Raw genomic sequence first — 22,549 nt, forward strand, 5'->3', positions numbered from 1 at the left:
AAAAGAACCGCCATTAACTCGCAGTCCTTCTATGACAAAATTATTCACCTGAGTAACTTACTTTTAAATTCGCAAAGTTTTGTTGGCGCATTGCTTCATATATCAAAATCGCAGCAGTATTGGAAAGATTTAAAGAACGAACATTCGTTGTCATCGGAATGCGCAGGCAACGATCTTTATTCGCTTCTAACAAGTCTTGCGGTAGACCCGATGATTCACGACCAAACCAAAAGTAATAATCTTTATTAACGTCACTGTAATCAAAATCAGAGTAGGCTTTTTCACCATATGTTTCAATATAATACATTTCGCCTTGATTTTTCTCAAAAAACTCTTCAACTGAGTCATAATAAGTAATTTTTACAAAAGGCCAATAATCAAGTCCTGCACGTTTTAAATATTTATCATCCGTTGAAAAACCTAATGGGCGGATTAAATGTAAATGCGCATCAGTTGCAGCACATGTTCTCGCTATATTACCTGTATTAGCTGGGATTTCTGGTTGATATAAAACTACATGAATTGCCATAACATATTCACCTCTGTATATTAATCATCATCTATTATCGTATAAAATTTATATTTAATATTTGGTGTATAGGCAGAAGAGTCTTCGTAAGCCCAGTAACGCATCCGACTATTATACGTATGTGCGTTAACTAATGGATACCCATACGCATCTTTGCCGGTAACAATTGTATTATGATTAAACCTGCCATCACCTTCAAAGTCATAACAAATAACATCACCTAATTGTAACTCTCTTGGATCCTGTACTTCAACTGCTCTTAATCCCGTTTTTGAAGTTGCTAAGTACAAGTTTAGTGCATGGGCGACAGACCAACTGTAACTCCAGTTGTTATTATTATACCACCATCCACTTGAACGGTTTGGGAAACCTCTCATCGGTGCACCTCCAGCACGGAGACATTGGGAAATATAATTCGTACAATCATCGGTAAACTTCATATAGGCAGGGTTATAATCATTCCACCAACGTTCTGCATATTGTACAGCCTTCCTTCGATCATAACGATAAGGTGCCCTTGTTTCCGCATCACGGAAGTCATCTGTTAATAATTCTAACTCAGGTACTTGTAAGTCAACTTTCTCAATAACTTCATCGTCGGCCATAAGAGAACTTTTATAAAAAGATGCTTTTCTTTTTTCAACTTCTTCTTCTATATAATACCGTTTATGTTGCTTAATTAAATATTGAAAATGGGCAAGGTAATATATATTAGAATAATCTTCGTTCTCAATTTGATCAATGACTTTTCCTGTTGCACGTGCTTTAATAATTTCACCATTCCGTTCCATTAAACTTTTCTTTTTTCGCTCAATTTTTTCACATGTATCTGTTGTGTCACTTACACATTGTTGAACCCTTCGTTCTAGCAGGGATTTGATTTGTTGATTCATGAAGCACAACACCCCTTTTTTATAATTGTATGTTTTGGGTAAAGGGGTGTGACATGAGTTAAAATGTTTAGTTTTCGGACTAGTATAAGAAATTATTTTGCTAAGGCTAGTTCAATTTCATTCAATACTTCTTCATCTTTTTCCTTCTCAAGGGCATTAAGTAATACTTCTTTTGCCTTTTCAGTGCCAATTCTTCCTAGCGCCCAAGCCGCTGTTCCTCGAATTACTGGACGTGGGTCATCCTTTAGTACTTTTTGTAAATCATCAATGGCTGACTCTTCTTTAAAATGACCAAGTGCAATTATGGCATTGCGCTGTATTGGTTTTTTACCACGCCAAGCACCGGAAGTTCTGCCAAACTTTTCTTTAAACTCACGATTGCTAATGGAAAGAAGTGGTGTTAATAACGGTTTTGCAATCTCCGGTTCTGGTTCCAACTCTTCATGAAGATGGAAGTCAACACCTCTATTATAAGGACATACAATCTGGCAAGTGTCACATCCATAAAGTCGATTTCCAATAACTGAACGATATTGTTCCGGTAAAAAATCTTTTGTTTGTGTTAAATAAGAGATACAGATTTTCGCATTAATTTGTCCACCTTGTACTAAAGCACCGGTTGGACAGGCTTCTAAACATTTATTACAATCCCCACATAAATCTTCAATTGGTTGATCTGGCTCAAATGGTATATTTGTAATCATTTCTCCAAGATACACAAAGGATCCGTATTCCGGAGTGATGATTGCACAGTTTTTTCCGCTCCAACCTATACCTGCACGTTCAGCAACAGCCCGATCAGATAGTTCACCAGTATCTACCATCGATTTTGTTCGTGCTTCAGGAATTTTCGATTTAATAAATTCTTCAAGCTTTTGCAATCGATTCCTCAATACTGTATGGTAATCTTCACCCCAAGAGGCTCTTGCAAATAAACCACGACGAGCTCCTTTTTTTCCTTTCGGATTTTCTTTCATTCTTGTCGGATAGGCAACAGCGATAGAAATAATTGATGCTGCACCTTCGAGTAGGAGAGCAGGATTAGTTCTTTTGTCAATATCAGGCTCTTCGAAACCAGATTGATAATTTAATTGTTGCTGTTTAATAAGACGTTCTTTTAATGTCGTAAACGGATCAGCGGTCGTAAAACCGATTTTATCAATACCGATTTCTTTAGCATATTCAATTATATCTTGCTTCAATTGTTCAACATTCATATTGCTGCCCTCCTCATTTTCTTTAGTAAAAGATATACCTAAAATCAAAGTAAATAATACTTATAGATGAGAACTTTCTATTTTGATAACTAATTTTTTATATCATTAGAAAAGATGCGAACACATCTCTTTCATTAATTGGAATTATTTACATTTCAAAATTCAATTATATCAAACATATTACTAATTCATTTTTACTACATACATAGAAAAACGCAATACTTCGTTCTCCGTGTAACGAAATACTGCGTTGATTAAGTATGTATGGAGCGGGTGATGAGAATCGAACTCACGACAACAGCTTGGAAGGCTGTAGTTTTACCACTAAACTACACCCGCGTATTTAGTTATTCACATATTTTTATGTTTAAATTTAACACCATGCAGCCTTACATGCCTCTTCCTCTGCTAGATTTTTCGAAGATGATGGATGCGTCGAGGCAACTCGTAGCTTAGTCAGCGATGTTTAGCTCGTGGCTGTAGTTTTACCACTAAACTACACCCGCGTATTTAGTTATTCACATATTTTTATGTTTAAATTTAATACCATGCAGCCTTACATGCCTCTTCCTCTGCTAGATTTTTCGAAGATGATGGATGCGTCGAGGCAACTCGTAGCTTAGTCAGCGATGTTTTGCTCGTGGCTGTAGTTTTACCACTAAACTACACCCGCGTAATTAGTTATTCACATATTTTTATGTTTAAATTTAATACCATGCAGCCTTACATACCTCTTCCTCTGCTTGCTTATTCACAGATGATGGTAGTCTTGCTTGAAACTCGCTTATTTTTAACAGAGTTAAATATATCACAATCTTAAATTGTTGTCTACAGAAAATTTTATAAAATATTTCCTCAGGAAATGTAGTAAGTAGGCTTATATAAAAATAATCAGAATCATGATAATGTTTTAGTGGGATACAAAATACAAAAAAGTGTGTAGCAGTACTTAATATAATCTTCTTTATTTAATTCTCACACGTATATATTTCCTCGCTTCTTAATACATATAATTAAGCAGCTTGATGCTTGCGTAAAATATGTGTTTAAGGAGAGTTGATAGGAATATGATATGTCAAGTATGTGGAAGTGGAAGCGAAAACGAAACAGGTAAGTTTTGTTCAAAATGCGGAAGTCCACTACAAAATCCCAAAACTGCATCAACACAACCTGTTAACCCAAATCCGAATCAACAAAACCAAAGTAGCTCAGGTCAACAACCCTTTCAAAACTACAATTCTCAACAGCCTTATTACGTAAACCAAAATCAACAACAAAACTTCGGAAACCCTAATCAACAGCAATACGGTGGAGAATATCATCAACCATATCCGAATCCTCAACAACAAAATGTATATATGGAAAAAGGAAAAGTAGTTTCTAAACAATACTTTAGCTTCTTTTTTGATTCCTTTAAATCCCCAGTTACATTTGGAAATATGGTTAATGGTGATAACTGGTTAAATGGTCTTATTACAATTATTCTTTCTGTTATTATTCTTTCTCTAAGTTTTGCGAACTACGTTAAAAGTATATTTAGTTTTTCAGGATTTGGATTTTTTGATGCTGGTGATTTATTTGGTGTTTCCTTTTGGGGTACTTTTTTCTCAGGTATATTATTTTTAAGTATTTTCGCTGCTATTACCCTCCTAATTGTTTTTGGGGTAGTTAAATTAATAAATAACGTTAATGTAAGTTTCAAAGATGTCCTAGCACGTTCAGGATCTTTTGCAACAGTTCCGACTTTCATATTCTTATTGTTTTTATTAGTTACATTTATTAACGCATACAACGTTATTTTCTTTGTTTCTACACTGATTAATGGTGCCTTTATTCTGGCGGTTTCTTTTACAATTGCCAGTTTCAGAACGAATGGTAAACTTGATATGTTTTATAGCATATTAATTGCATTAGCAGTTTCTGCGCTCATTCAAATTATCGGTTTCAATACTATTTTACAAAATATGATCGGTCAAATTTTGGATGGATTTTTCTTTTAATTTAAATGAGGCTAATCTAAACCATAAGATTAGCCTCTCTTTTATTCCCTAAAATCGTTCCACTACTAAAGCTAGCGTACGAGTCATTACACCCGTTGCTCCTGATGAACCTAGTTCATGTTTTGATTTATTCGTAGAAGTACCAGCAATATCTAAATGTACCCACGGTGTATCCTCAGCAAATTCACCGATGAATGCTCCTCCCATAATTGCGTGACCTTCTCGGGATGGTGAATTATCTAAATCGGCAACTTTACTACTGCGAACTTTTTCTTTATCTTTTTCCGTAATTGGTAAACGCCAAATCATTTCACCAGTTTCAATTGATGCTTCCAATACTTTTTCCATTAGTTCCTCATCATTCGTCATCGCACCTGTTTTATCAGAACCAAGTGCAACAATGACTCCGCCCGTTAATGTGGCTACATCAATTAAATAGTCTGCTCCTTTTTGTTTAGCATAAGTAACGGCATCAGCTAAAACAAGTCGACCTTCTGCATCTGTATTTGTCACTTCAATCGTTTTCCCGCTTAATGATGTAATAACATCATCTGGTTTAAAGGCTTTATTTCCGATCATATTATCAGTTGATGGAATGACAGCTATCACATTTTGTTCAGGTTTTAACTCGCCGATAATTTCCATTGCACCTAAAACAGCAGCCGCTCCACCCATATCTGAGCTCATCCCAACCATACCTGTTTTCGATTTTAGTGAATAACCACCTGTATCGTATGTAATTCCTTTACCAACTAAACCAATAATATCTTTCCATTCCGATTTACCTTTGTACTTCAATACAATGAGCTTCGGTGGATTTTCCGAACCTTGGTTTACGGCTAAAATAGCCCCCATACCAAGTTCGAGCATATCTTCTTTTTCTAAAATCTCGATTTCAAAGCCATATTTATCAGCTAAATCTTTAGCATAATTTGCAAGGTCAGTAGCCGTTAATTTATTGCTTGGGGTATTTACTAGTGTTCTTGCTGAGTTTGTCGCGCGGCCATAAATGTAACCAATATTCAATCCTTCTTCCACAGCGACACTATTTTTCTCTGCAACAACTGTTAGATTTTCTAAAAGCGTTTTCTCCTTCTCCCCCTTTTGTTTATAACCATCAAAAGAGTATAAAGATAAGGCAAATGCTTCACCAAGCAGTTCTGCAATCTCATCACGTTGTACATCATCAAATAAAAATGAGTCAACGTACACAGTGGCAGACGGCACATGATAGCTTTGCATTTTTTGAAATGCCTTTCCAAAAGCTTCCCTCAATACGTCATGGGTAAGTTGCTCTTTTTTTCCTAAACCGACAAATAATAATCGCTTAGATCCTATAAGTCCAAGTGTATGTATCACCGCTATTCCCTTTTTCTTTGCGGATATGTCACCTGATTCTACTAATTGTAATATTTGCTCTTACATACTTTTATCCAATTGTTGAAACCATGGGCCGAACTTTCCCTCTTGATCAAATACGCTGAGGACAAGAAATTGTCCTTATTACTAAAATTTAGTTCGTTTGTTATTGAAAACATTTAAACACCTCCATTTTCATTATAACGGAAGCCTATTAAATAACCCATAATCTTGTTTTAAGCAAAAAAATGTCCTTGAATTATTTTCAAGGACATTACACTAATTTTTAACTTTGGACATATATTGACTTCTAAACACTTGCATTGATTCCATTTCATTAAGATTTTCCAATTCCTCACTCGTAATTTTTCCGTCACCCATTTTAATTACGTAAACGTCAACAGTACGTTTTCCCCACTCATTATAAACATCCTCTACAGTTTCATAATACAGATCAATTTTATTTCCTTTAATAGCTGAACCTGTATCTGCTACAACACCGAAACCATAGTCTGGTATAAATAAAATTGTACCGATTGGGAAAACATTAACATCTGCTGCAATCGTTGAAAATAAATCACGTTTCACTTTTACTCCTGAATATGTAATGCCATATGAAGGGTCTCCAGGATTTTTACCAGTTGATTCAAAACCAGCCGTATATCCGGTTGCAACAACCGTTTTACGTGGATATTCATCATCCCAATTAAAAGCTTCTTCTAGTTTTGGAAGTCTAGCGTGAACCTCTTCACTAGATGAAATTTTTGTTGATTCTTTTTCTTCTATTTTTAAAGATTTAAATCCTAATTCCAATGATTTATACGAGTGCAATGAATCGGCAATTTTTCCTGAATCACTGGAGATATTCTCTAATGTAGGCTTTTCTCCTATATTCACTTGTGCTTTAACACCTGTAATCGCTTGATAAGTTGTTAAAAATGCTAATGTAAATAATATAATCATGACAATCCGTTTAATCCATTTATTAATTGTTGCCATAATTTCACTCCTCCCGATTCTATTACTTTCCCAATTAGGAAAAAATTATTCATCGGAAGGAGTTGATTTTTGAAAATAAGGAAAATTCGTGTTTATAAAACGTCCAAAAACCTGTTAAATTTTATTGAAATCTAATTATCAGATTTTACGCTTTTTATTGATTAAGCCATAATTAAAACATACGATACCCTCTTTTTCGTAAAACCTTCATTGTAAAACCAGCAACAATTGTACCTAATAATCCACTTAGTAAAATGACAATATCAGCAGCGGCGAGTGTAGTCAGGTCGGACAATAAGGTTTGGAAAGATTTTGCTGGTTCACGAAAATAATCTATTAATTTAACTTTATTCACAATAAAAATAACAACAATTGGATAAATAAAAGCCATAAACCAAGTCATTCTTAACAACATATTTAAAATAAAGGCAATACCGAAAAATAGAACAAAAAATAACACAATCGAAATCATTAAATGAACGATCGTAAATTGCATCCCTTTGTCATCCTCTCCCATACTTTGTAATTATTTTACTAAAATTTGGAATAATAGGTCAATTTTTTAATCTGCTGTTTCTATTAGATTTCCTTTCAATAATTCGTAATTTTCCCTTTTATTAATCGAAGCTAGTGACTATAATCTTTTTCGAATAAAATGTTTTGTGGTAAAATAAAGTGATGAAATCAATGGAGGGATCGCTTTGAAAGAAGATACACAAATTTATGATATAACAGTAATCGGCGGTGGTCCCGCTGGATTATTTACTGCTTTTTACGGTGGTATGCGGAATGCTTCAGTAAAAATTATTGAAAGCCTTCCTCAATTAGGTGGTCAATTAGCCACTCTTTATCCGGAAAAATATATATATGATGTCGCAGGGTTTCCAAAAATTCGTGCCCGCGAACTCGTTGATAATCTAAAAGAACAAATTAAATTATTTGAACAAACTATCTGTCTAAATCAAGCTGTACAAAAATTAGAAAGATTAGAAGATGGTACGATAAAACTAACAACCGATAAAGAGATTCATTATTCCAAAGCAGTCATTATTACTGCAGGTGTAGGTGCATTCCAACCTCGTCGTTTAGATTTAGAAAATGCCCCCGATTATGAAGGTAAAAACCTTCACTATTTTATTGACGATATGAAATATTTCGAAGGTAAAAACGTGGTTATTTTTGGTGGAGGAGACTCAGCAGTTGACTGGGCTTTAATGCTGGAACCGATTGCGAAAAAGGTAACAATCGTTCACCGGCGTGATAAATTCCGCGCCCATGAACATAGTGTTGAACAATTGAAACAATCTTCTGTTGAAATTAAAACACCTTACGTTCCTGTTAAATTAATCGGTGACGGAGAAAAAATTAACCAAGTAGTGTTACAAGCTGCCAAAGGTGAAGAAACGGAAACAATTGATGTCGATGAAGTAGTTGTAAACTACGGTTTCATTTCTTCATTAGGACCAATTAAAGAATGGGGCTTAGAAATTGAGCGTAATTCCATCGTCGTAAACTCAAAAATGGAAACAAATATTCCTGGGGTTTACGCCGCTGGTGATATTACGACATATGAAGGTAAAGTAAAATTAATCGCAACAGGTTTCGGTGAAGCACCAACAGCAGTAAGTAATGCGAAGGCATATATCGACCCAACAGCTCGATTACAACCAAAGCATAGTACTTCAATGTTTGATCAATAAAATGAATTTACAAAAAAACCCAAGAATGCCTTTTCTACATTCTTGGGTTTTTTTCTAAACTTTTAGCAATCTCCTGGTGTGCCTGCAACTTGTGCCGTACGGAAAGATGAGCCACAACCACATGTTGCAATCGCATTCGGGTTGTCGATCGTAAATCCTCCGCCAAGTAAAGATTGTTTATAGTCAATTTTAGTACCTTTTAATATTCCAGCGCTAATTTTATCTACAACAACTTTTATACCATGTTGTTCAAATACAACATCATCTTCTTTTACATCCTGCTCTAAAGTCATACTGTAAGATAAGCCGCTGCAACCTCCGCCATTAACAGCAACACGTAAATAGCTATCTGTCTCTTCTGCTTCTTTCATCATGTCTTTTACTTGGTAAGCAGCTGCTTCTGTTAAATGTAGTAATTCTTCCATTGTAATACCTCCTTTTCAAAAACATCACTTCAAATATATCTTTAGTATAAACTGAAAAAAATTCAGATTCAATCGAACCGCATAAATAGTTTGCACCATTAATACATTGGCAACTGTATATTGTTATTTTTTCATGTTTCAAATATAATGATATGTAAGGAATTGGTAAGGTTTTCATTACAAAAAAACAATACTAATAAAACTTCATATGTTACACACTAAACAAAAGGGGAAGATTTACAAATGAGAAAACTTGTCATTCTAGGGGGCGGCTACGGGGGTATGCGGATTTTACAACGTCTGTTACCAAATAACGTGCCGAAAGATGTAAAAGTTTACTTAATTGATAAGGTTCCGTATCATTTTTTTAAAACAGAGTTTTATGCTCTAGCCGCTGGAACGGTTCCAGATGTGGATATTCGTATGACCTTTCCAAATCATTCACCGTTAGAATTTATTAACGATTGGGTTGAAGGTATTGATTTGGAAAAACAAACAGTTCAGCTTAAAAACAATGGAGATTTTTCATATGATCATTTAATTATCGGACTTGGCTGTGAAAACAATTACCACAATGTACCGGGTGCTGATAAATATACATATGGTATTCAGTCCATCGAAACTACAAGAAAAACATACAAAGCTTTAAACAATTTACCGATAGATTCAAAGGTTGCTATAATCGGCGGAGGGTTAAGTGGTGTTGAAATAGCAAGTGAACTGTACGAATCAAGACCTGATTTAAACATTGCGCTATTTGATCGTGGAGATATGGTTTTATCTTCATTATCTGTAAAAATAGGTAAATATGTTCAAAATTGGTTTAAAGAACGCGGTATTGCGGTAGTAAATAATTCAAATATTACTAGAGTTGAAGAAGGAATTTTGTACAATCATGACGAGCCAATTGAATTTGATGCGATTGTTTGGACTGCTGGAATTCGAGCAAATAAAGTTGTTCGTGATTTACCAGTGAAGAAGGATAAAAAGGGCTGTGTTTATTTAACACCACATCACAATATTCCAGGCTATGAAAATGTTTATGTCGTTGGTGATTGTGCACATCTACCATATGCACCAACTGCACAACTTGCTGAAGCACAAGGTGACCAAATCGCTAGTGTATTACAAAAGCGTTGGAATAATGAACCGTTACCAGAAGAACTGCCAACAATTAAATTAAAAGGTACGCTCGGTTCATTAGGGAAAAAACATGGCTTTGGACTTGTCGCAGATCGCTCCTTAACTGGAAAAGTACCACGCTTATTAAAATCAGGCGTGTTATGGATGTATAAAGTTCAAAATAGTTAAGTTAAAAAGAGGCTGTCAAACGCAGCCTCTAATTTTTTCATTACGGTGGCGGACGCTTTCTGCGGGCGTGGCTTGAGCCTCCTCGGACTCGCAAGCTCGCCTGCGGGGTCTCAAGACTCACGCTTTTCCCGCTAGAGTCGCCGCCACCTCCATTAAATTATTATTTGACCAATTTACTACTTCTTTGACAGCCAATCTTTTTTCATAGTTATATTTATTGTTCCCATTAAATATTTTAATTCTTTATATTATCCCCACTTTGATAGCCGTATTTTTCCAACTCTGAAAAAATCGTTTTTAAGCGCGGGTTTCCTTCTGCAACAATTTTATCACCAATTAAAACGACCGGATAAAATAAATCTTCTTCTATAACCCTTTTAGCAAACTTCTTTTTTTTCTCATCTTCCGGTGGATTCATTATATCGACATAATCTAAAATCACCGGTTGTTCAGGAAATTTACGCTTAACGGCTGCTTCTAACCATTCGTACGTATCCTTGGATGATGGTAAATTGACACAACTCGCACATATTTGCTCTGCTCCGTAAATGGTTATTACGGCAGGTTCTTGAATAGCCACTTACCATTCCTCCTATTCTTCTCATTATATTTATTTTACAAAAAAACATGGAAAATATAAAATGATATTAGCAATAATATTATGTTGGTTCATCTAATGGATTTTTTATCTTATCCTTATTATAATGAAAGTATGAAAGGGGTGCTCTTGATGGCAGATATTAAAGAACAAGTTCAAGAAGTATTAGATAAATTACGCCCGTTCCTTTTACGTGACGGTGGTGACTGTGAACTTATTGATGTAGAAGACGGTGTTGTAAAACTTCGTTTACTAGGCGCATGTCAAACTTGCCCAAGTTCAACAATCACATTAAAAGCTGGTATTGAACGGGCATTGTTTGAAGAGGTTCCAGGCGTCGTTGAAGTTGAACAAGTATTTTAATCAATTTGTGATATAAGAAAGGTCTAACGTCAACATTCCTTCCTTGTAATGTTTGAAGTTAGACCTATTTATTTTCCCTTACTTAAACTAATTGAAAGAGTTCTCTATTCACCGGTGTTTTTGGTACTTCATTTTTTAACACCGCTTCTATGTTATCACAACATAATTCCATCATCGCTGTTCTTGTTTCCACACTGGCACTGCCAATATGTGGTAAAGCTACGACATTATTTAATTGTAATAACGGGTGATCAGGGCTAATAGGTTCTTTATCAAATACATCCAAGCCAGCCCCTGCAATTTCCCCTTCTTTCAACGCTTCAATTAAATCCGCTTCCACTGCAACAGGACCTCTTGCCACATTAATAAAGAAAGCAGATTTTTTCATTCTCTTGAATACTTCTTTCGTAAACATACCTTTAGTTTCAGGTGTTAAAGGTGTTAAAACTAAAACGTAGTCTGATTGTTTCACAAGTTCATCGAAGGTCGCATATTTTACCCCTAACTTTTCTTCTGTTTCCAATTTTCGAGAACGATTATGATATAAAACACGCATATCAAAACCTAATGCCCGTTTTGCGACCGCTTCACCGATATTTCCCATACCGACAATTCCTAATGTTTTGTGATGTACGTCCGTTCCTGCTAAAAAGTATGAACTCCAACTTTTCCATTTTCCTTCTCTCACAACATCGACTGCTTCCACTAACCGGCGTCCAGTCATTAATAATAATGAAAAAGCAAGATCTGCTGTTGTATCCGTTAATATATCTGGTGTGTTACATACGACAATACGTCTTTTAGTAGCCTCTTCTACATCTATATTGTCAAACCCTACTGCTAAGTTTGCGACTACTTTCAAGTTAGTAGCAATATCAAACAATTCTTTATCAATTTTATCGGATAACATCGTTAACAATGCATCCGCTTTCTTTGCTTCGTTTAATAAAATATCTCGAGGAACTGGATTTTCTTCGCTATCCCACATTTCTACATCAGCAAAACTTTTTAGAGTATCGATTACTGATTCTGGTAATTTTCTCGTAATGTAAATATAAGGTTTGGCTGCCAAGACTATTCTCTCCCTATTCGCATATTGTTCGTTCAATTTTTATTTTAGCAAATTATTCTTTAAATATATAATCGAAGGATTATTGATTCGTCGATAACCAATCAAGTTGTGGTATTCGTCCCGTACGAGTCGGGACACCAGCAATTTCAAAGAAATTTTTTAAAAACCACTCATAATCATCTGCTGTATCCATTTCTTTTCGTAAATATTGAATCATATTTTTATTAGGTAATCTTTTCGGACTATAAAAGTATGATTCGGCAGCCGTAAAAAAGTGGGTTGGTAAAATAAGGCGTGAGTAAATTAAACGCCAAGAAAAAGATGAAAGGGGTATTTTCTCCTCATATTGTTGAAAAAACGCTTGAATTTGTGGAACATAATTAAACCGATTGTTTTCCAAATAAAACGCACGGGTCCACTCCGCTAAGTCTCGACTAATATGATCAATAACCCAATCAAACGGGTTTCTCCAGATTATTTCACCGCTCCACGTCTCATTGGTAAACTTTTCATGAGTAATTGTTCCAACATCATTTATTCCAGGCTGTACGTCCATTCTTGTGTCGACAAAATATTGTATAGCATTTTCAGTTAATCCAGCATAGTACGGAAAAGCTTCGATAAATAATCTTTCAAATTCATTGACAGGCCTGTTCGTAACAACCTGTTCCCAAAACTTTTTCAACTGTGTTATTCTTCTTTCCCACAATTCATGCCATTCACCTAATCGTCTTAACTTTTTTATTTCACTTTGTAATGACATCCCTCTTTTATGAAAATTTGCTAACGATTTTGGAATTGACTTTAACGGCGTATTTTTCCACTGATCGAGGAACAATAATAGGAAATGCCCCTTCTCCCATTGTTGTACAAAACTGTCATCTTTCGCTGGAAAAAATGCGGGTACAAACCGGGCGCCGGATAGTCGTAAAAATTTTGACATTTCATGCCGTTCAGGTAACTCGTCTTTCTCATGTTCAACTACTGGCACAATCACATACAAGTAATAACCATCATAAAATGCATCATAATTATCAATTCGAAATATTTGTTGTGGATATATATTATACAATTCTTTAATTGTCTCAAGCATCTTTTTCTCTCCCTAAAAAGTTTTAGAAAATACAGTCATATAAGTTATAATTAATAATATGATTGTAAAATGCTTTTTATCATATTGAACTGCTCTTATTAAATTTTATGAAAATAAAAAGTTAAAAAGAGTTTGAAAGGAAAACTTAGTAAAAGAAGCACACAAACATAATCGTTTGCAAAAAATTGTTATCACATCAACTTAAGAATTAAAGGAAAAGGTGAACAAAATGACAGAAGAAAACAAAATTTTATTTCCAGACATCGAAGAGTTATCAGTAAAATTATTAGAAGAACGTGGCGTCAAAATAATGGATATCGCCAAACTTGTGTATTTTCTACAAAAAGATTATCATCCAGAGTTAAAAATTGAGGATTGCATTGAACATGTAAAAGGGGTATTAGCAAAACGTGAAGTGCAAAACGCTGTAATAACTGGAATTCAAATCGATATGTTAGCCGAAAAAGAACAATTGGAAGAACCCCTCCAATCCATTATTAAAACGGATGAAGGATTATATGGAGTCGATGAAATTTTAGCATTTTCTATCGTTAACGTATATGGCTCAATCGGATTTACGAATTATGGTTATATTGATAAAATCAAACCTGGGATATTGAAATATTTAAACGATAAATCAAGTGGACAAGTAAATACATTTTTAGACGATATCGTCGGAGCCATTGCTGCCGCTGCAGCAAGTCGGCTTGCACATCGACTAGCAAATACAGAATAAAAAATGGGGCTAATTTTTAGCCCCATTTTTTATTTAAATCGCCATTCTGCTAGCGTATTGACTGTATATGTAGGTTGATTTTTATAATCTTCTAACATTTCTTTCGTTGTGACCCCTGTATGAACCAATAACGTATCTAATCCTGCGTTCATACCTGCTAAAATATCCGTTTCATAATTATCGCCAACCATGATTGTTTCTTCCCTTTTCGTACCTAATACTTTTAATGCTTGGTCCATAATGATCGTTTCCGGTTTTCCAATAATTGTTGGCTTAACCCTTGTTGAAAATTGAATCAATTGGGTAAACGCACCATTTCCTGGTACTAAGCCACGCTCCGTTGGAATAGCAAGGTCACCATTCGTTGAAAGGAATTCAGCACCATTACGAATTGCGATACATGCTGTCGCTAATTTTTCGTAATTCACATCCGAATCAAGTCCGACAACAACGATATCTGCATCTTCTTTTGCAAATTGAAACCCTTTTTCATCAAGGGCAACTTGCAACCCTTCCTCACCAATATAAAAGATCCGTGCATCATTATTTTTTTCATATATGTAATTGGCTGTTGCCAAACTTGATGTAAAAACATGCTCAGGTTGTGCCGGAATGTCAAAACTTTGTAATTTATCTGCGACTTGTTCTGGTGTACGGGTCGAATTATTCGTTACAAATAAAAAGGGAATATCAAGTCGATTTAATTCACGTATAAAATTGCCTGCTTCCTCAATTTTTTCCGATCCACGATACATTGTACCATCGAGATCAATTAAATAGCCGTTATATTTTCTCATTATATCTCATCTCTTTCTAGTGTAAAACTAAGCTTTAAATGCAGATACTGGACCTAGTTCATTTTCTAAATATGTTCGTACGCGATTTGGATATTGTTCAAAGGCAGTTAGATTTTCTTTTAATGTAACATAAACATTTCGATGTTCAATGTTTGTATAATATTGAACAAGTTGTTTGCGGTATGGAATTAATTTCTTATAACTTTCTGCCATTTTATCGGTAATTACTTTTTCATCTAATAAAATATCAACTATATCATCAAAACTACCTGGATCTCGCATAATAAATCCATCAATCATCATATTTCCTACGTCTAATACAGAATCTAACATCATATGTGCGACACGTTCTAGTGTAGCTTTTTGAAAAGTATCATCTAAATCATTTATTTGCTGAAAGATTTCAATTTCCTTTTCTAAAAATACTAATGTCTTTTCAATTTGTTCCCGATCCACAAAATACATGAAAGTTCTCTCCTCTCAATGCTGTTAGAATTTAACTATTTCAATATAATCATACCATAATCGCAATAGAGTATCGCCTTTTTTGTAACCGCTTTATTTCTTAAAGAAATAAATAGTAGGGTGAGAATTTGGCCCACCCATTGTAAACTTTCCAGAGTTTGGTTATTTATTAACCTTTTTCAAAACAAAGTAAGAGCAACCAAAATTACAATATTCGTATAAGTATTCGGATAATGTGCTAATTTTTGTATCGTATGTCGCCTTTTGGTTTTGATCATCAAAAAATCCTTTTAACCTTAATTGGCCATAACCCCAATCACCAACAATATAATCGTAGCGAGCTAATATATCGCTAAACCGCTCCCGAAAAGCCTGTTCATTGAACCCATTTTTATTTTCCTCAATTAATTCATAACAATTGTTTTGAATACAAACCATTTGTATCACCTTTTCTATTTTTCCAAACTAATAAAATTATTTTTAATGAGATTATATCTTATTTTACACATTCCAGCATCAATATGTAAGTTGAATTACTTGAGCATTTTTCCAAAATATAATAATTATGTTTTTTACTTTACATCACAGACTAAAGATAACGCTAAAAACGTTAATTTATTAAAATAGCTGTTTTTGTTTTCTTTTTTAAAAGGAGGTTCTTACTCATTGCGACGCTTAATACATATTTTTTCTGCTTTTTTAGTTATATTTACACTTTTTCCTTTACAGCCTTCTGCTGAAATGACACAAGAAGAACTTTATCAAAAACGGATGGAGCTTTATCAGTTCATTGAAAAAGTGACGCATATACCTTGGAATTATATTGCTGCAGTCGACCAATACGAAAGAAATATCCGTTATGTTCGTAATGACTTACCGAAACCAACTGGCTTAACCGGTATTTACTTTCCTCCTGAGAAATGGAGTGGAGCTTTGAACCCGAATCAAGAAGACACAAATCCAATGAGCATTCAATTTTTTGGTGGAATGGGACGTGATGGGGACGGCGATGGTAAAGCTGAACCAACTAATGATGTAGATGTCCTTTATTCTTTTGCAACTTATTTATTAGATTATGGAACTGATCATGACAGTCTAAAAATAGGTTTATGGGATTATTACAAAAAAGATAAGGCAATTTTACTAATAACAAGTTATGCCAAATTATATGGTCATTTTCAAACGGTAAACTTAGATGAACGACATTTTCCATTGCCACTCCGTGCAAATTATAGTTACCGAAATACGTGGGGAGATGCTAGAGGCTGGGGCGGAAGGAGAATTCATGAAGGAACTGACATTTTTGCCGGTTATGGTGTAAATGTATATTCGACTTGCTACGGTATTGTAGAGATGAAAGGCTGGAATAAATATGGAGGTTGGCGAATTGGTATCCGTGATGTGAATAACACATATCATTATTTCGCCCATTTAAACGGCTTTGCCAATGATTTAAATTTAGGTGATATTGTCAAACCAGGACAACTAATAGGTAGTGTTGGTGCTTCTGGATATGGTCCACCGGGTACATCAGGGAAGTTTCCTCCTCATTTACATTATGGAATGTATAAATATAACGGACGAACTGAATGGTCTTTTGACCCATTCCCCCATCTAAAAAAATGGGAAAGAGAAACAAGAAACAAAAAATAAATATGTGAAACTTTCCAGACTTAAAAAAATCTACAGTTTTTGACAATACTGTAGATTTTTTTACGTTAAATTTGTGAACCTTATATTCAATTTTTGAAAATTTTTATAATTTTTAAAAACATATAGACTAAATTATCTTTTTGTTTTAAAATATCTTTAAATTCTATTATTTCACTATTTTAACTACTTTCTGATAATTTATTGATATAAGATAAAAAGTCAGAAGGTTCAAAAAATAATAAAGGGGGATTTTTATGAAGAAAAAGTTTATGCTACTTCTTATGTCTATCTTCCTAGTTGGAATGTTAGCAGCGTGTGGAGGTAGCACTACTAGCGGAGGAGGAAGTTCATCTGGAGGTGAATCAGGTTCTGATTCAGGTTCAGGTGGCGATGATGGCGATACAATCAAAATTGGTTTGAACTTCGAATTGTCTGGTCCAGTTGCGTCTTATGGTTCTTCTGATGCTGAAGGTGCTGAACTTGCCATTGAAGAAATTAATGCTAATGGTGGAATTTTAGGTAAACAAATTGAAGTAATTAAACAAGATAACAAATCTGAAACTCAAGAAGCAGTTGCCATTGCCACTAGACTTACAAGCCAAGATAAAGTACTTGCAATAATTGGTTCAGCTACAAGTGGTAATACAATTGCCCAAGTACAAATTGCTAACGATACGAAAACACTTTTACTTACACCTTCAGGAACAGCACCTAACGTTACGGAAAATGAGGATGGTTCAATCAATGAATATGTCTTCCGTACATCTTACATTGATCCATTTCAAGGTACAGTAGCAGCAAACTTTGCTCTTGATGAATTAGGAGTTAAAACAGCTGCAATTTACAATGACAATGCAAGTGACTATGCGAAAGGACTTGCAGATGCCTTTAAAGAAACTTTTGAAGCTGGCGGAGGAACAATTGTAGCAGAAGAATCTTATGTTGCTGGTGATACTGATTTCCGTTCTACTTTAACTAATATTAAATCTGCTGATCCTGAGTTTATCTTTATTCCTGGATACTATGAGGAAGTTGGATTAATTGTTAAACAAGCCCGTGAATTAGAAATTACTGTTCCACTTATGGGTGCTGACGGTTGGGATTCACCAAAACTTGTTGAACTAGCCGGCGCTGTAAACTTAAATAATACATTTATTACAAACCACTATTCATCTCAAGACCCTGATGAAAGAATTCAAGATTTCGTAAAGCGCTTTGAGGAGAAATTCGGTAAAAAACCTGACTCCTTTAATGCTCTAGGTTATGATACAGTCTACTTCTTAGCAGATGCAATTGAACGTGCAGGAAGTACTGACCCTGAAGCAGTTAAAAACGCACTAAAAGAAACTGAAAATCTAGAACTGGTAACAGGAACAATCACCGTTGATGAAAAACATAATCCGATCAAATCAGCTACAATTTTAGAATATGTTGACGGAGAACAAACTTTCCGTACAAAAGTTGAGCCATAAAAAATATTTAAAACCTGGGAGGTGCTTTCCTCCCTTTTTCATCTCAATAAAAGAGTATTTAAAGGCTATGTAAAGCTGTAGCTTCATTTATAAAGTTTTCTCGAAGGAATCCATCAAGAAAAGGAGTGAGAATTTTGGAATGGATCCAGCAATTAGTTAACGGAATTTCTTTAGGTAGTATTTATGCACTAATTGCACTCGGATACACAATGGTTTACGGAATTATAAAATTGCTTAACTTTGCCCACGGTGAAGTCTTTATGATTGGTGCTTTTACAGGTTTTTACGGCATCACTTTTTTAAATTTAAGTTTTATCCCTGCACTTATATTAGCAATGGTTGTTTGTTCAATTCTCGGTATGCTTATTGAACGGGTTGCATATAGACGTTTACGCCGCTCAACACGTATTGCAGCATTAATTACTGCAATTGGGGTATCGCTATTCATTCAATATGTAATGATTTATTTTCGAGGAGCTACACCTGAAGCCTATCCTGATATCGTACCAAGGCAAAATATTGAGTTTTTAGGGATTAAGTTTAATTCACAAGCACTCTTTATTTTACTTATTACGATTATCCTTATGATTCTTTTACAATATATCGTCCATCGAACAAAAATGGGCAAAGCGATGAGAGCCGTGTCCTTAGATATGGATGCTGCTAGACTTATGGGAATTAATGTAGACAATACGATTTCAGCTACCTTTGCAATAGGGTCAGCCTTAGCGGGGGCAGCTGGGGTAATTTTCGGAATGTATTATACAAGTATCGATCCTCTTATGGGACTATTACCTGGGATAAAAGCCTTTGTCGCTGCTGTTTTAGGAGGAATCGGAATTATCCCTGGTGCGATGGTTGGTGGATTTATTCTTGGAATCGTTGAAACTGGCGTTAGTGCATTAGGCTATTCGAACTGGCGAGACGCCGCAGCATTTATTATTCTCATTCTTATTCTAATCTTTAGACCATCAGGCATCTTTGGCAAAAATACACGGGAGAAAGTGTAGGTGAAGACGATGAAAATAAGCCGCTTTTGGATATTTTTTATAACCGTACTAATAGTATATGGTATCGGGGAATTTTTAATTGCAACTGGAAGAATTGATTCCTTCTATGAGAACCTAATGATTACGATTGCAATTAATATTATTTTAGCAGTCAGTCTTCATCTAGTAATCGGGATTACAGGACAACTTTCAATCGGTCATGCTGGCTTTTTTGCAATCGGTGCTTATTTCGCTGCAATTTTTACAATGAATATGGGTCTTCCATTTCCTGTAGCATTAATTTTAGCTGGTATTGTTTCTGCTATTGCTGGTTTCATTGTCGGTATGCCTTCTTTAAGGTTACGCGGTGACTATTTAGCAATTGCAACCCTTGGGTTTGCAGAAATTATTCGTATAATCTTTTTAAACTGGGAATACGTCGGTGGCGCCAGTGGGATGACCGTTACAAAAATGACTACTTGGCAATACTCGTTCATTTTCCTATTAATAACGATTATCGTAATTGCTAATTTCACTAACTCCAGACATGGTCGAGCCTGTATTTCTATTCGTGAAGATGAAATTGCAGCTGATTCAATGGGGATAAATACAACATATTATAAAGTATTAGCCTTTGTAATTGGATCACTTTTTGCTGGAATCGCCGGTGGCTTATATTCTCACAACTTTTACTTTTTACAACCGGTCAATTTTGGCGTGCTTAAATCCTTTGATATTTTGATTTATGTCGTATTAGGTGGACTTGGTAGTATGTCCGGTGCCATCATTTCTGCGACATTACTAACACTTGTATCTACCTATTTTCAAAACTTCCCTGAAATCCGTATGGTTTTATATAGTTTAGTATTAATTATCATTATGTTGTACAGACCACAAGGACTAATGGGGTCAAAAGAAATTACTGACCTTTTCCGAAGAAAAAAGTCGGTGAAAGGGGGACCACATTATGAAAACATCGGGACTTAAACCATTGCTCCAAGTCAATCAACTCGGAATCCAATTTGGAGGATTAAAGGCAGTTTCTGAGTTCAATTTACAAATTAATAAAGGCGAATTAATTGGACTAATTGGACCGAACGGTGCTGGAAAAACAACCGTTTTCAATATGCTTACCGGTGTTTATGAACCGACTGAAGGAGATATTTTATTTGAAGGTAAAAAAATACATGGTCTACCCCCTTATAAAATTACGAGAAGAGGGATTAGTCGAACCTTCCAAAATATTCGTTTATTCGCAGAGCTGTCCGTTTTAGATAATGTACGAATTGGTTATCATACGATAGCAAAAAATTCCTTATTAAGCTCAATTTTTAGATTGCCTGCCCATTTTTCAAATGAAAAAGAAATGAGAGACAAGGCGATTGAGTTTTTAAAAATATTTAACTTAGAGCATTTAAAAGATGAAACAGCAAAAAACTTGCCCTATGGAATGCAACGTCGTTTGGAAATTGCCCGGGCATTAGCTGCTGGTCCAAAGCTTTTACTATTAGATGAGCCTGCAGCCGGCATGAACCCTAAGGAAACAGCAGAATTGATGGATTTAATCGCCTTTATTAGAGAAGAGTTTGATTTAACAATTTTATTAATTGAACATGATATGAAATTAGTAATGGGAATTTGTGAACGGATTTCCGTATTGGATCATGGTTTGCTCATTGCAGAAGGTTCCCCTGAAGAAATTCGCAATCATCCAAAAGTAATTGAAGCGTACTTAGGGGAAGAGGTAGGTGAAAATCATGCTTAAAGTAGATAATATTAATGTTTATTATGGCGCTATTCACGCTTTAAAAGGTGTTTCATTAGAAGTAAATGCCGGTGAAATTGTTACGCTAATTGGGGCTAATGGGGCTGGAAAGAGTACCCTTCTAAAAACATTATCTGGACTGACACGTCCAAAGTCAGGAAATATCGAATATGAAGGAAATTCAATCGTTAAAAAAAGAGTCCAAGCAATCGTAAAGGACGGCATTTCCCATGTTCCTGAAGGTCGTCGTGTATTTCCAACGATGTCAGTTACGGAGAACTTAGAACTTGGTGCTTTTTTACGAAAAGATAAAAAAGGAATCCAAAAAGATATGGAACACGTCTTCGAATTATTTCCACGACTTTATGAAAGACGGAAACAATTAGCTGGTACGTTGTCTGGTGGAGAACAACAGATGCTCGCTATCGGTCGTGGGCTTATGGCAAAGCCGAAATTGTTGTTGTTGGATGAGCCTTCAATGGGATTAGCCCCTTTACTAGTTAAGCAAATTTTTAATATTATTGAAATGATAAATCAAGAAGGAACAACAATTCTTTTAGTTGAACAAAATGCAAACATGGCCTTATCTATAGCTAATCGCGCCTATGTTATAGAAACGGGGAAAGTTGTTTTATCCGGAGACGCCAAGGAATTACAAACAAGTGAATTAGTGCGAGAAGCGTATTTGGGTGGGGCTTAGTTTGGAGAATGGTAAAGGGAGCCAGATGTGTCGGCTCCCTTTTTAGACGCTCTCGCACCATTTTCTACATGAGTGAAAGCTGTTTATAAACAATATTTGTACGATTACAGTTGTAATTCTGTTTATAGAGGCGGCTTATCAACACTTTTTTAACAATTACAGATCAAATTCTGCTTATAGAATCTGTCTATGAACACTTTTTATACAAATGCACATCTATTTCTGTTTATAGAACCTTGCTATGAACACTTCTTTCACAATAGCACATCTATTTCTGTTTATAGAACCTGTCTATCAACACTATTTACACAATCACACATCATTTTCTGCTCATAGAACCTGCCTACGAACACTTCTTTCACAATAGCAAACCAATTTCTGTTTATAGAACCTGTCTATCAACACTATTTACA

The 22,549-nt window shown here is 35.1% G+C and carries 23 protein-coding genes, 1 tRNA gene and 1 pseudogene; 11 read left to right on the top strand and 14 right to left on the bottom strand.

Annotated features, from left to right (window positions below; all coding sequences use genetic code 11):
• Window positions 1-40: 40 nt before the first annotated feature.
• The 4 genes from trmL to GW534_RS03650 form a co-directional block, all read right to left on the bottom strand.
• A complete protein-coding gene (gene trmL / locus GW534_RS03635; RefSeq protein WP_161919700.1) occupies window positions 41-529 on the bottom strand; it encodes a tRNA (uridine(34)/cytosine(34)/5-carboxymethylaminomethyluridine(34)-2'-O)-methyltransferase TrmL in 489 nt (162 codons plus the stop codon).
• Between the two features lie 20 nt (window positions 530-549).
• Window positions 550-1,422, bottom strand: a complete 873-nt coding sequence (locus GW534_RS03640) for an amidase domain-containing protein (RefSeq protein ID WP_161919701.1) — start codon at window positions 1,420-1,422, stop codon at window positions 550-552.
• A gap of 92 nt (window positions 1,423-1,514) precedes the next feature.
• Window positions 1,515-2,639, bottom strand: a complete 1,125-nt coding sequence (gene queG / locus GW534_RS03645) for a tRNA epoxyqueuosine(34) reductase QueG (RefSeq protein WP_161919702.1) — start codon at window positions 2,637-2,639, stop codon at window positions 1,515-1,517.
• 265 nt (window positions 2,640-2,904) lie between these two features.
• A tRNA-Gly gene (locus GW534_RS03650) sits at window positions 2,905-2,978 on the bottom strand.
• A 728-nt stretch (window positions 2,979-3,706) separates the two neighbouring features.
• Between GW534_RS03650 and GW534_RS03655 the strand changes: the two genes are divergently transcribed.
• Window positions 3,707-4,639: a zinc ribbon domain-containing protein gene (locus GW534_RS03655; protein ID WP_161919703.1), complete on the top strand. Its 933-nt coding sequence runs from the start codon at window positions 3,707-3,709 to the stop codon at window positions 4,637-4,639.
• Window positions 4,640-4,687: 48 nt separating this feature from the next.
• Here the strand turns inward: GW534_RS03655 and GW534_RS03660 are convergent.
• From GW534_RS03660 to GW534_RS03670, 3 genes and pseudogenes are all read right to left on the bottom strand, one after another.
• A pseudogene (locus GW534_RS03660) lies at window positions 4,688-6,037 on the bottom strand (leucyl aminopeptidase); the annotation flags it as partial.
• A gap of 240 nt (window positions 6,038-6,277) precedes the next feature.
• Entirely contained in the window at window positions 6,278-6,997 is a 720-nt protein-coding gene (locus tag GW534_RS03665) for a 3D domain-containing protein (protein WP_161919704.1), read from the bottom strand.
• Between the two features lie 172 nt (window positions 6,998-7,169).
• Window positions 7,170-7,493: a YuiB family protein gene (locus GW534_RS03670; RefSeq protein ID WP_161919705.1), complete on the bottom strand. Its 324-nt coding sequence runs from the start codon at window positions 7,491-7,493 to the stop codon at window positions 7,170-7,172.
• A gap of 205 nt (window positions 7,494-7,698) precedes the next feature.
• On the opposite strand from GW534_RS03670, the gene GW534_RS03675 reads away from it, so the two are divergent.
• A complete protein-coding gene (locus GW534_RS03675) occupies window positions 7,699-8,697 on the top strand; it encodes an NAD(P)/FAD-dependent oxidoreductase (protein ID WP_161919706.1) in 999 nt (332 codons plus the stop codon).
• A gap of 62 nt (window positions 8,698-8,759) precedes the next feature.
• Here GW534_RS03675 and erpA read toward each other — a convergent pair whose 3' ends face one another.
• On the bottom strand, window positions 8,760-9,122 hold the full coding sequence (erpA, locus tag GW534_RS03680) for an iron-sulfur cluster insertion protein ErpA (protein ID WP_161919707.1): 363 nt from the start codon (window positions 9,120-9,122) through the stop codon (window positions 8,760-8,762).
• A gap of 243 nt (window positions 9,123-9,365) precedes the next feature.
• Here erpA and GW534_RS03685 point away from each other — a divergent pair, with 243 nt between their 5' ends.
• Window positions 9,366-10,433: an NAD(P)/FAD-dependent oxidoreductase gene (locus tag GW534_RS03685; protein ID WP_161919708.1), complete on the top strand. Its 1,068-nt coding sequence runs from the start codon at window positions 9,366-9,368 to the stop codon at window positions 10,431-10,433.
• 235 nt (window positions 10,434-10,668) lie between these two features.
• Here GW534_RS03685 and GW534_RS03690 read toward each other — a convergent pair whose 3' ends face one another.
• Window positions 10,669-11,007, bottom strand: a complete 339-nt coding sequence (locus tag GW534_RS03690) for a YuzD family protein (RefSeq protein ID WP_161919753.1) — start codon at window positions 11,005-11,007, stop codon at window positions 10,669-10,671.
• Between the two features lie 87 nt (window positions 11,008-11,094).
• Between GW534_RS03690 and GW534_RS03695 the strand changes: the two genes are divergently transcribed.
• Window positions 11,095-11,394 carry a NifU family protein gene (locus tag GW534_RS03695; RefSeq protein ID WP_407670439.1) on the top strand — a complete coding sequence of 100 codons (300 nt, stop codon included), beginning with the start codon at window positions 11,095-11,097 and terminating at the stop codon, window positions 11,392-11,394.
• Window positions 11,395-11,476: 82 nt separating this feature from the next.
• On the opposite strand, the gene GW534_RS03700 is transcribed toward GW534_RS03695, so the two are convergent.
• Both GW534_RS03700 and yutH read right to left on the bottom strand, forming a co-directional pair.
• Complete coding sequence (locus tag GW534_RS03700) at window positions 11,477-12,466, bottom strand: 2-hydroxyacid dehydrogenase (RefSeq protein WP_161919709.1); 990 nt, start codon at window positions 12,464-12,466, stop codon at window positions 11,477-11,479.
• A 79-nt stretch (window positions 12,467-12,545) separates the two neighbouring features.
• Window positions 12,546-13,559 (bottom strand): spore coat putative kinase YutH, encoded by a 1,014-nt coding sequence (gene yutH / locus GW534_RS03705; RefSeq protein ID WP_161919710.1) that lies wholly within the window; start codon window positions 13,557-13,559, stop codon window positions 12,546-12,548.
• A gap of 229 nt (window positions 13,560-13,788) precedes the next feature.
• On the opposite strand from yutH, the gene GW534_RS03710 reads away from it, so the two are divergent.
• Window positions 13,789-14,295 (top strand): phosphatidylglycerophosphatase A family protein, encoded by a 507-nt coding sequence (locus tag GW534_RS03710; RefSeq protein ID WP_161919711.1) that lies wholly within the window; start codon window positions 13,789-13,791, stop codon window positions 14,293-14,295.
• Between the two features lie 29 nt (window positions 14,296-14,324).
• On the opposite strand, the gene GW534_RS03715 is transcribed toward GW534_RS03710, so the two are convergent.
• The 3 genes from GW534_RS03715 to GW534_RS03725 form a co-directional block, all read right to left on the bottom strand.
• Window positions 14,325-15,092, bottom strand: a complete 768-nt coding sequence (locus tag GW534_RS03715) for a TIGR01457 family HAD-type hydrolase (RefSeq protein WP_161919712.1) — start codon at window positions 15,090-15,092, stop codon at window positions 14,325-14,327.
• 27 nt (window positions 15,093-15,119) lie between these two features.
• Window positions 15,120-15,557, bottom strand: a complete 438-nt coding sequence (locus GW534_RS03720) for a DUF86 domain-containing protein (protein WP_161919713.1) — start codon at window positions 15,555-15,557, stop codon at window positions 15,120-15,122.
• Window positions 15,558-15,719: 162 nt separating this feature from the next.
• On the bottom strand, window positions 15,720-15,995 hold the full coding sequence (locus GW534_RS03725; protein ID WP_161919714.1) for a YutD family protein: 276 nt from the start codon (window positions 15,993-15,995) through the stop codon (window positions 15,720-15,722).
• Between the two features lie 303 nt (window positions 15,996-16,298).
• Here GW534_RS03725 and GW534_RS03730 point away from each other — a divergent pair, with 303 nt between their 5' ends.
• The 6 genes from GW534_RS03730 (at window position 16,299) to GW534_RS03755 (ending at window position 22,136) form a co-directional block, all read left to right on the top strand.
• The gene (locus GW534_RS03730; protein ID WP_161919755.1) at window positions 16,299-17,210 is read left to right on the top strand and encodes a M23 family metallopeptidase; all 912 of its coding nucleotides are present in this window, start codon (window positions 16,299-16,301) and stop codon (window positions 17,208-17,210) included.
• A gap of 254 nt (window positions 17,211-17,464) precedes the next feature.
• Window positions 17,465-18,682, top strand: coding sequence for an ABC transporter substrate-binding protein (locus GW534_RS03735; RefSeq protein ID WP_161919715.1), 1,218 nt, complete (start codon window positions 17,465-17,467; stop codon window positions 18,680-18,682).
• A gap of 134 nt (window positions 18,683-18,816) precedes the next feature.
• Window positions 18,817-19,692 (top strand): branched-chain amino acid ABC transporter permease, encoded by an 876-nt coding sequence (locus GW534_RS03740; RefSeq protein ID WP_161919716.1) that lies wholly within the window; start codon window positions 18,817-18,819, stop codon window positions 19,690-19,692.
• A gap of 9 nt (window positions 19,693-19,701) precedes the next feature.
• Window positions 19,702-20,658, top strand: a complete 957-nt coding sequence (locus GW534_RS03745; RefSeq protein ID WP_161919757.1) for a branched-chain amino acid ABC transporter permease — start codon at window positions 19,702-19,704, stop codon at window positions 20,656-20,658.
• A complete protein-coding gene (locus tag GW534_RS03750; protein ID WP_161919717.1) occupies window positions 20,639-21,436 on the top strand; it encodes an ABC transporter ATP-binding protein in 798 nt (265 codons plus the stop codon). The genes GW534_RS03745 and GW534_RS03750 overlap by 20 nt, the downstream gene beginning before the upstream one ends.
• Window positions 21,429-22,136, top strand: a complete 708-nt coding sequence (locus tag GW534_RS03755; protein WP_161919756.1) for an ABC transporter ATP-binding protein — start codon at window positions 21,429-21,431, stop codon at window positions 22,134-22,136. Before GW534_RS03750 ends, GW534_RS03755 begins: the two co-directional genes overlap by 8 nt.
• Window positions 22,137-22,549 lie beyond the last annotated feature (413 nt).

Origin of the sequence: Pallidibacillus pasinlerensis (assembly GCF_009996845.1) — a bacterium.
Lineage (GTDB): Bacteria > Bacillota > Bacilli > Bacillales > Caldibacillaceae > Pallidibacillus > Pallidibacillus pasinlerensis.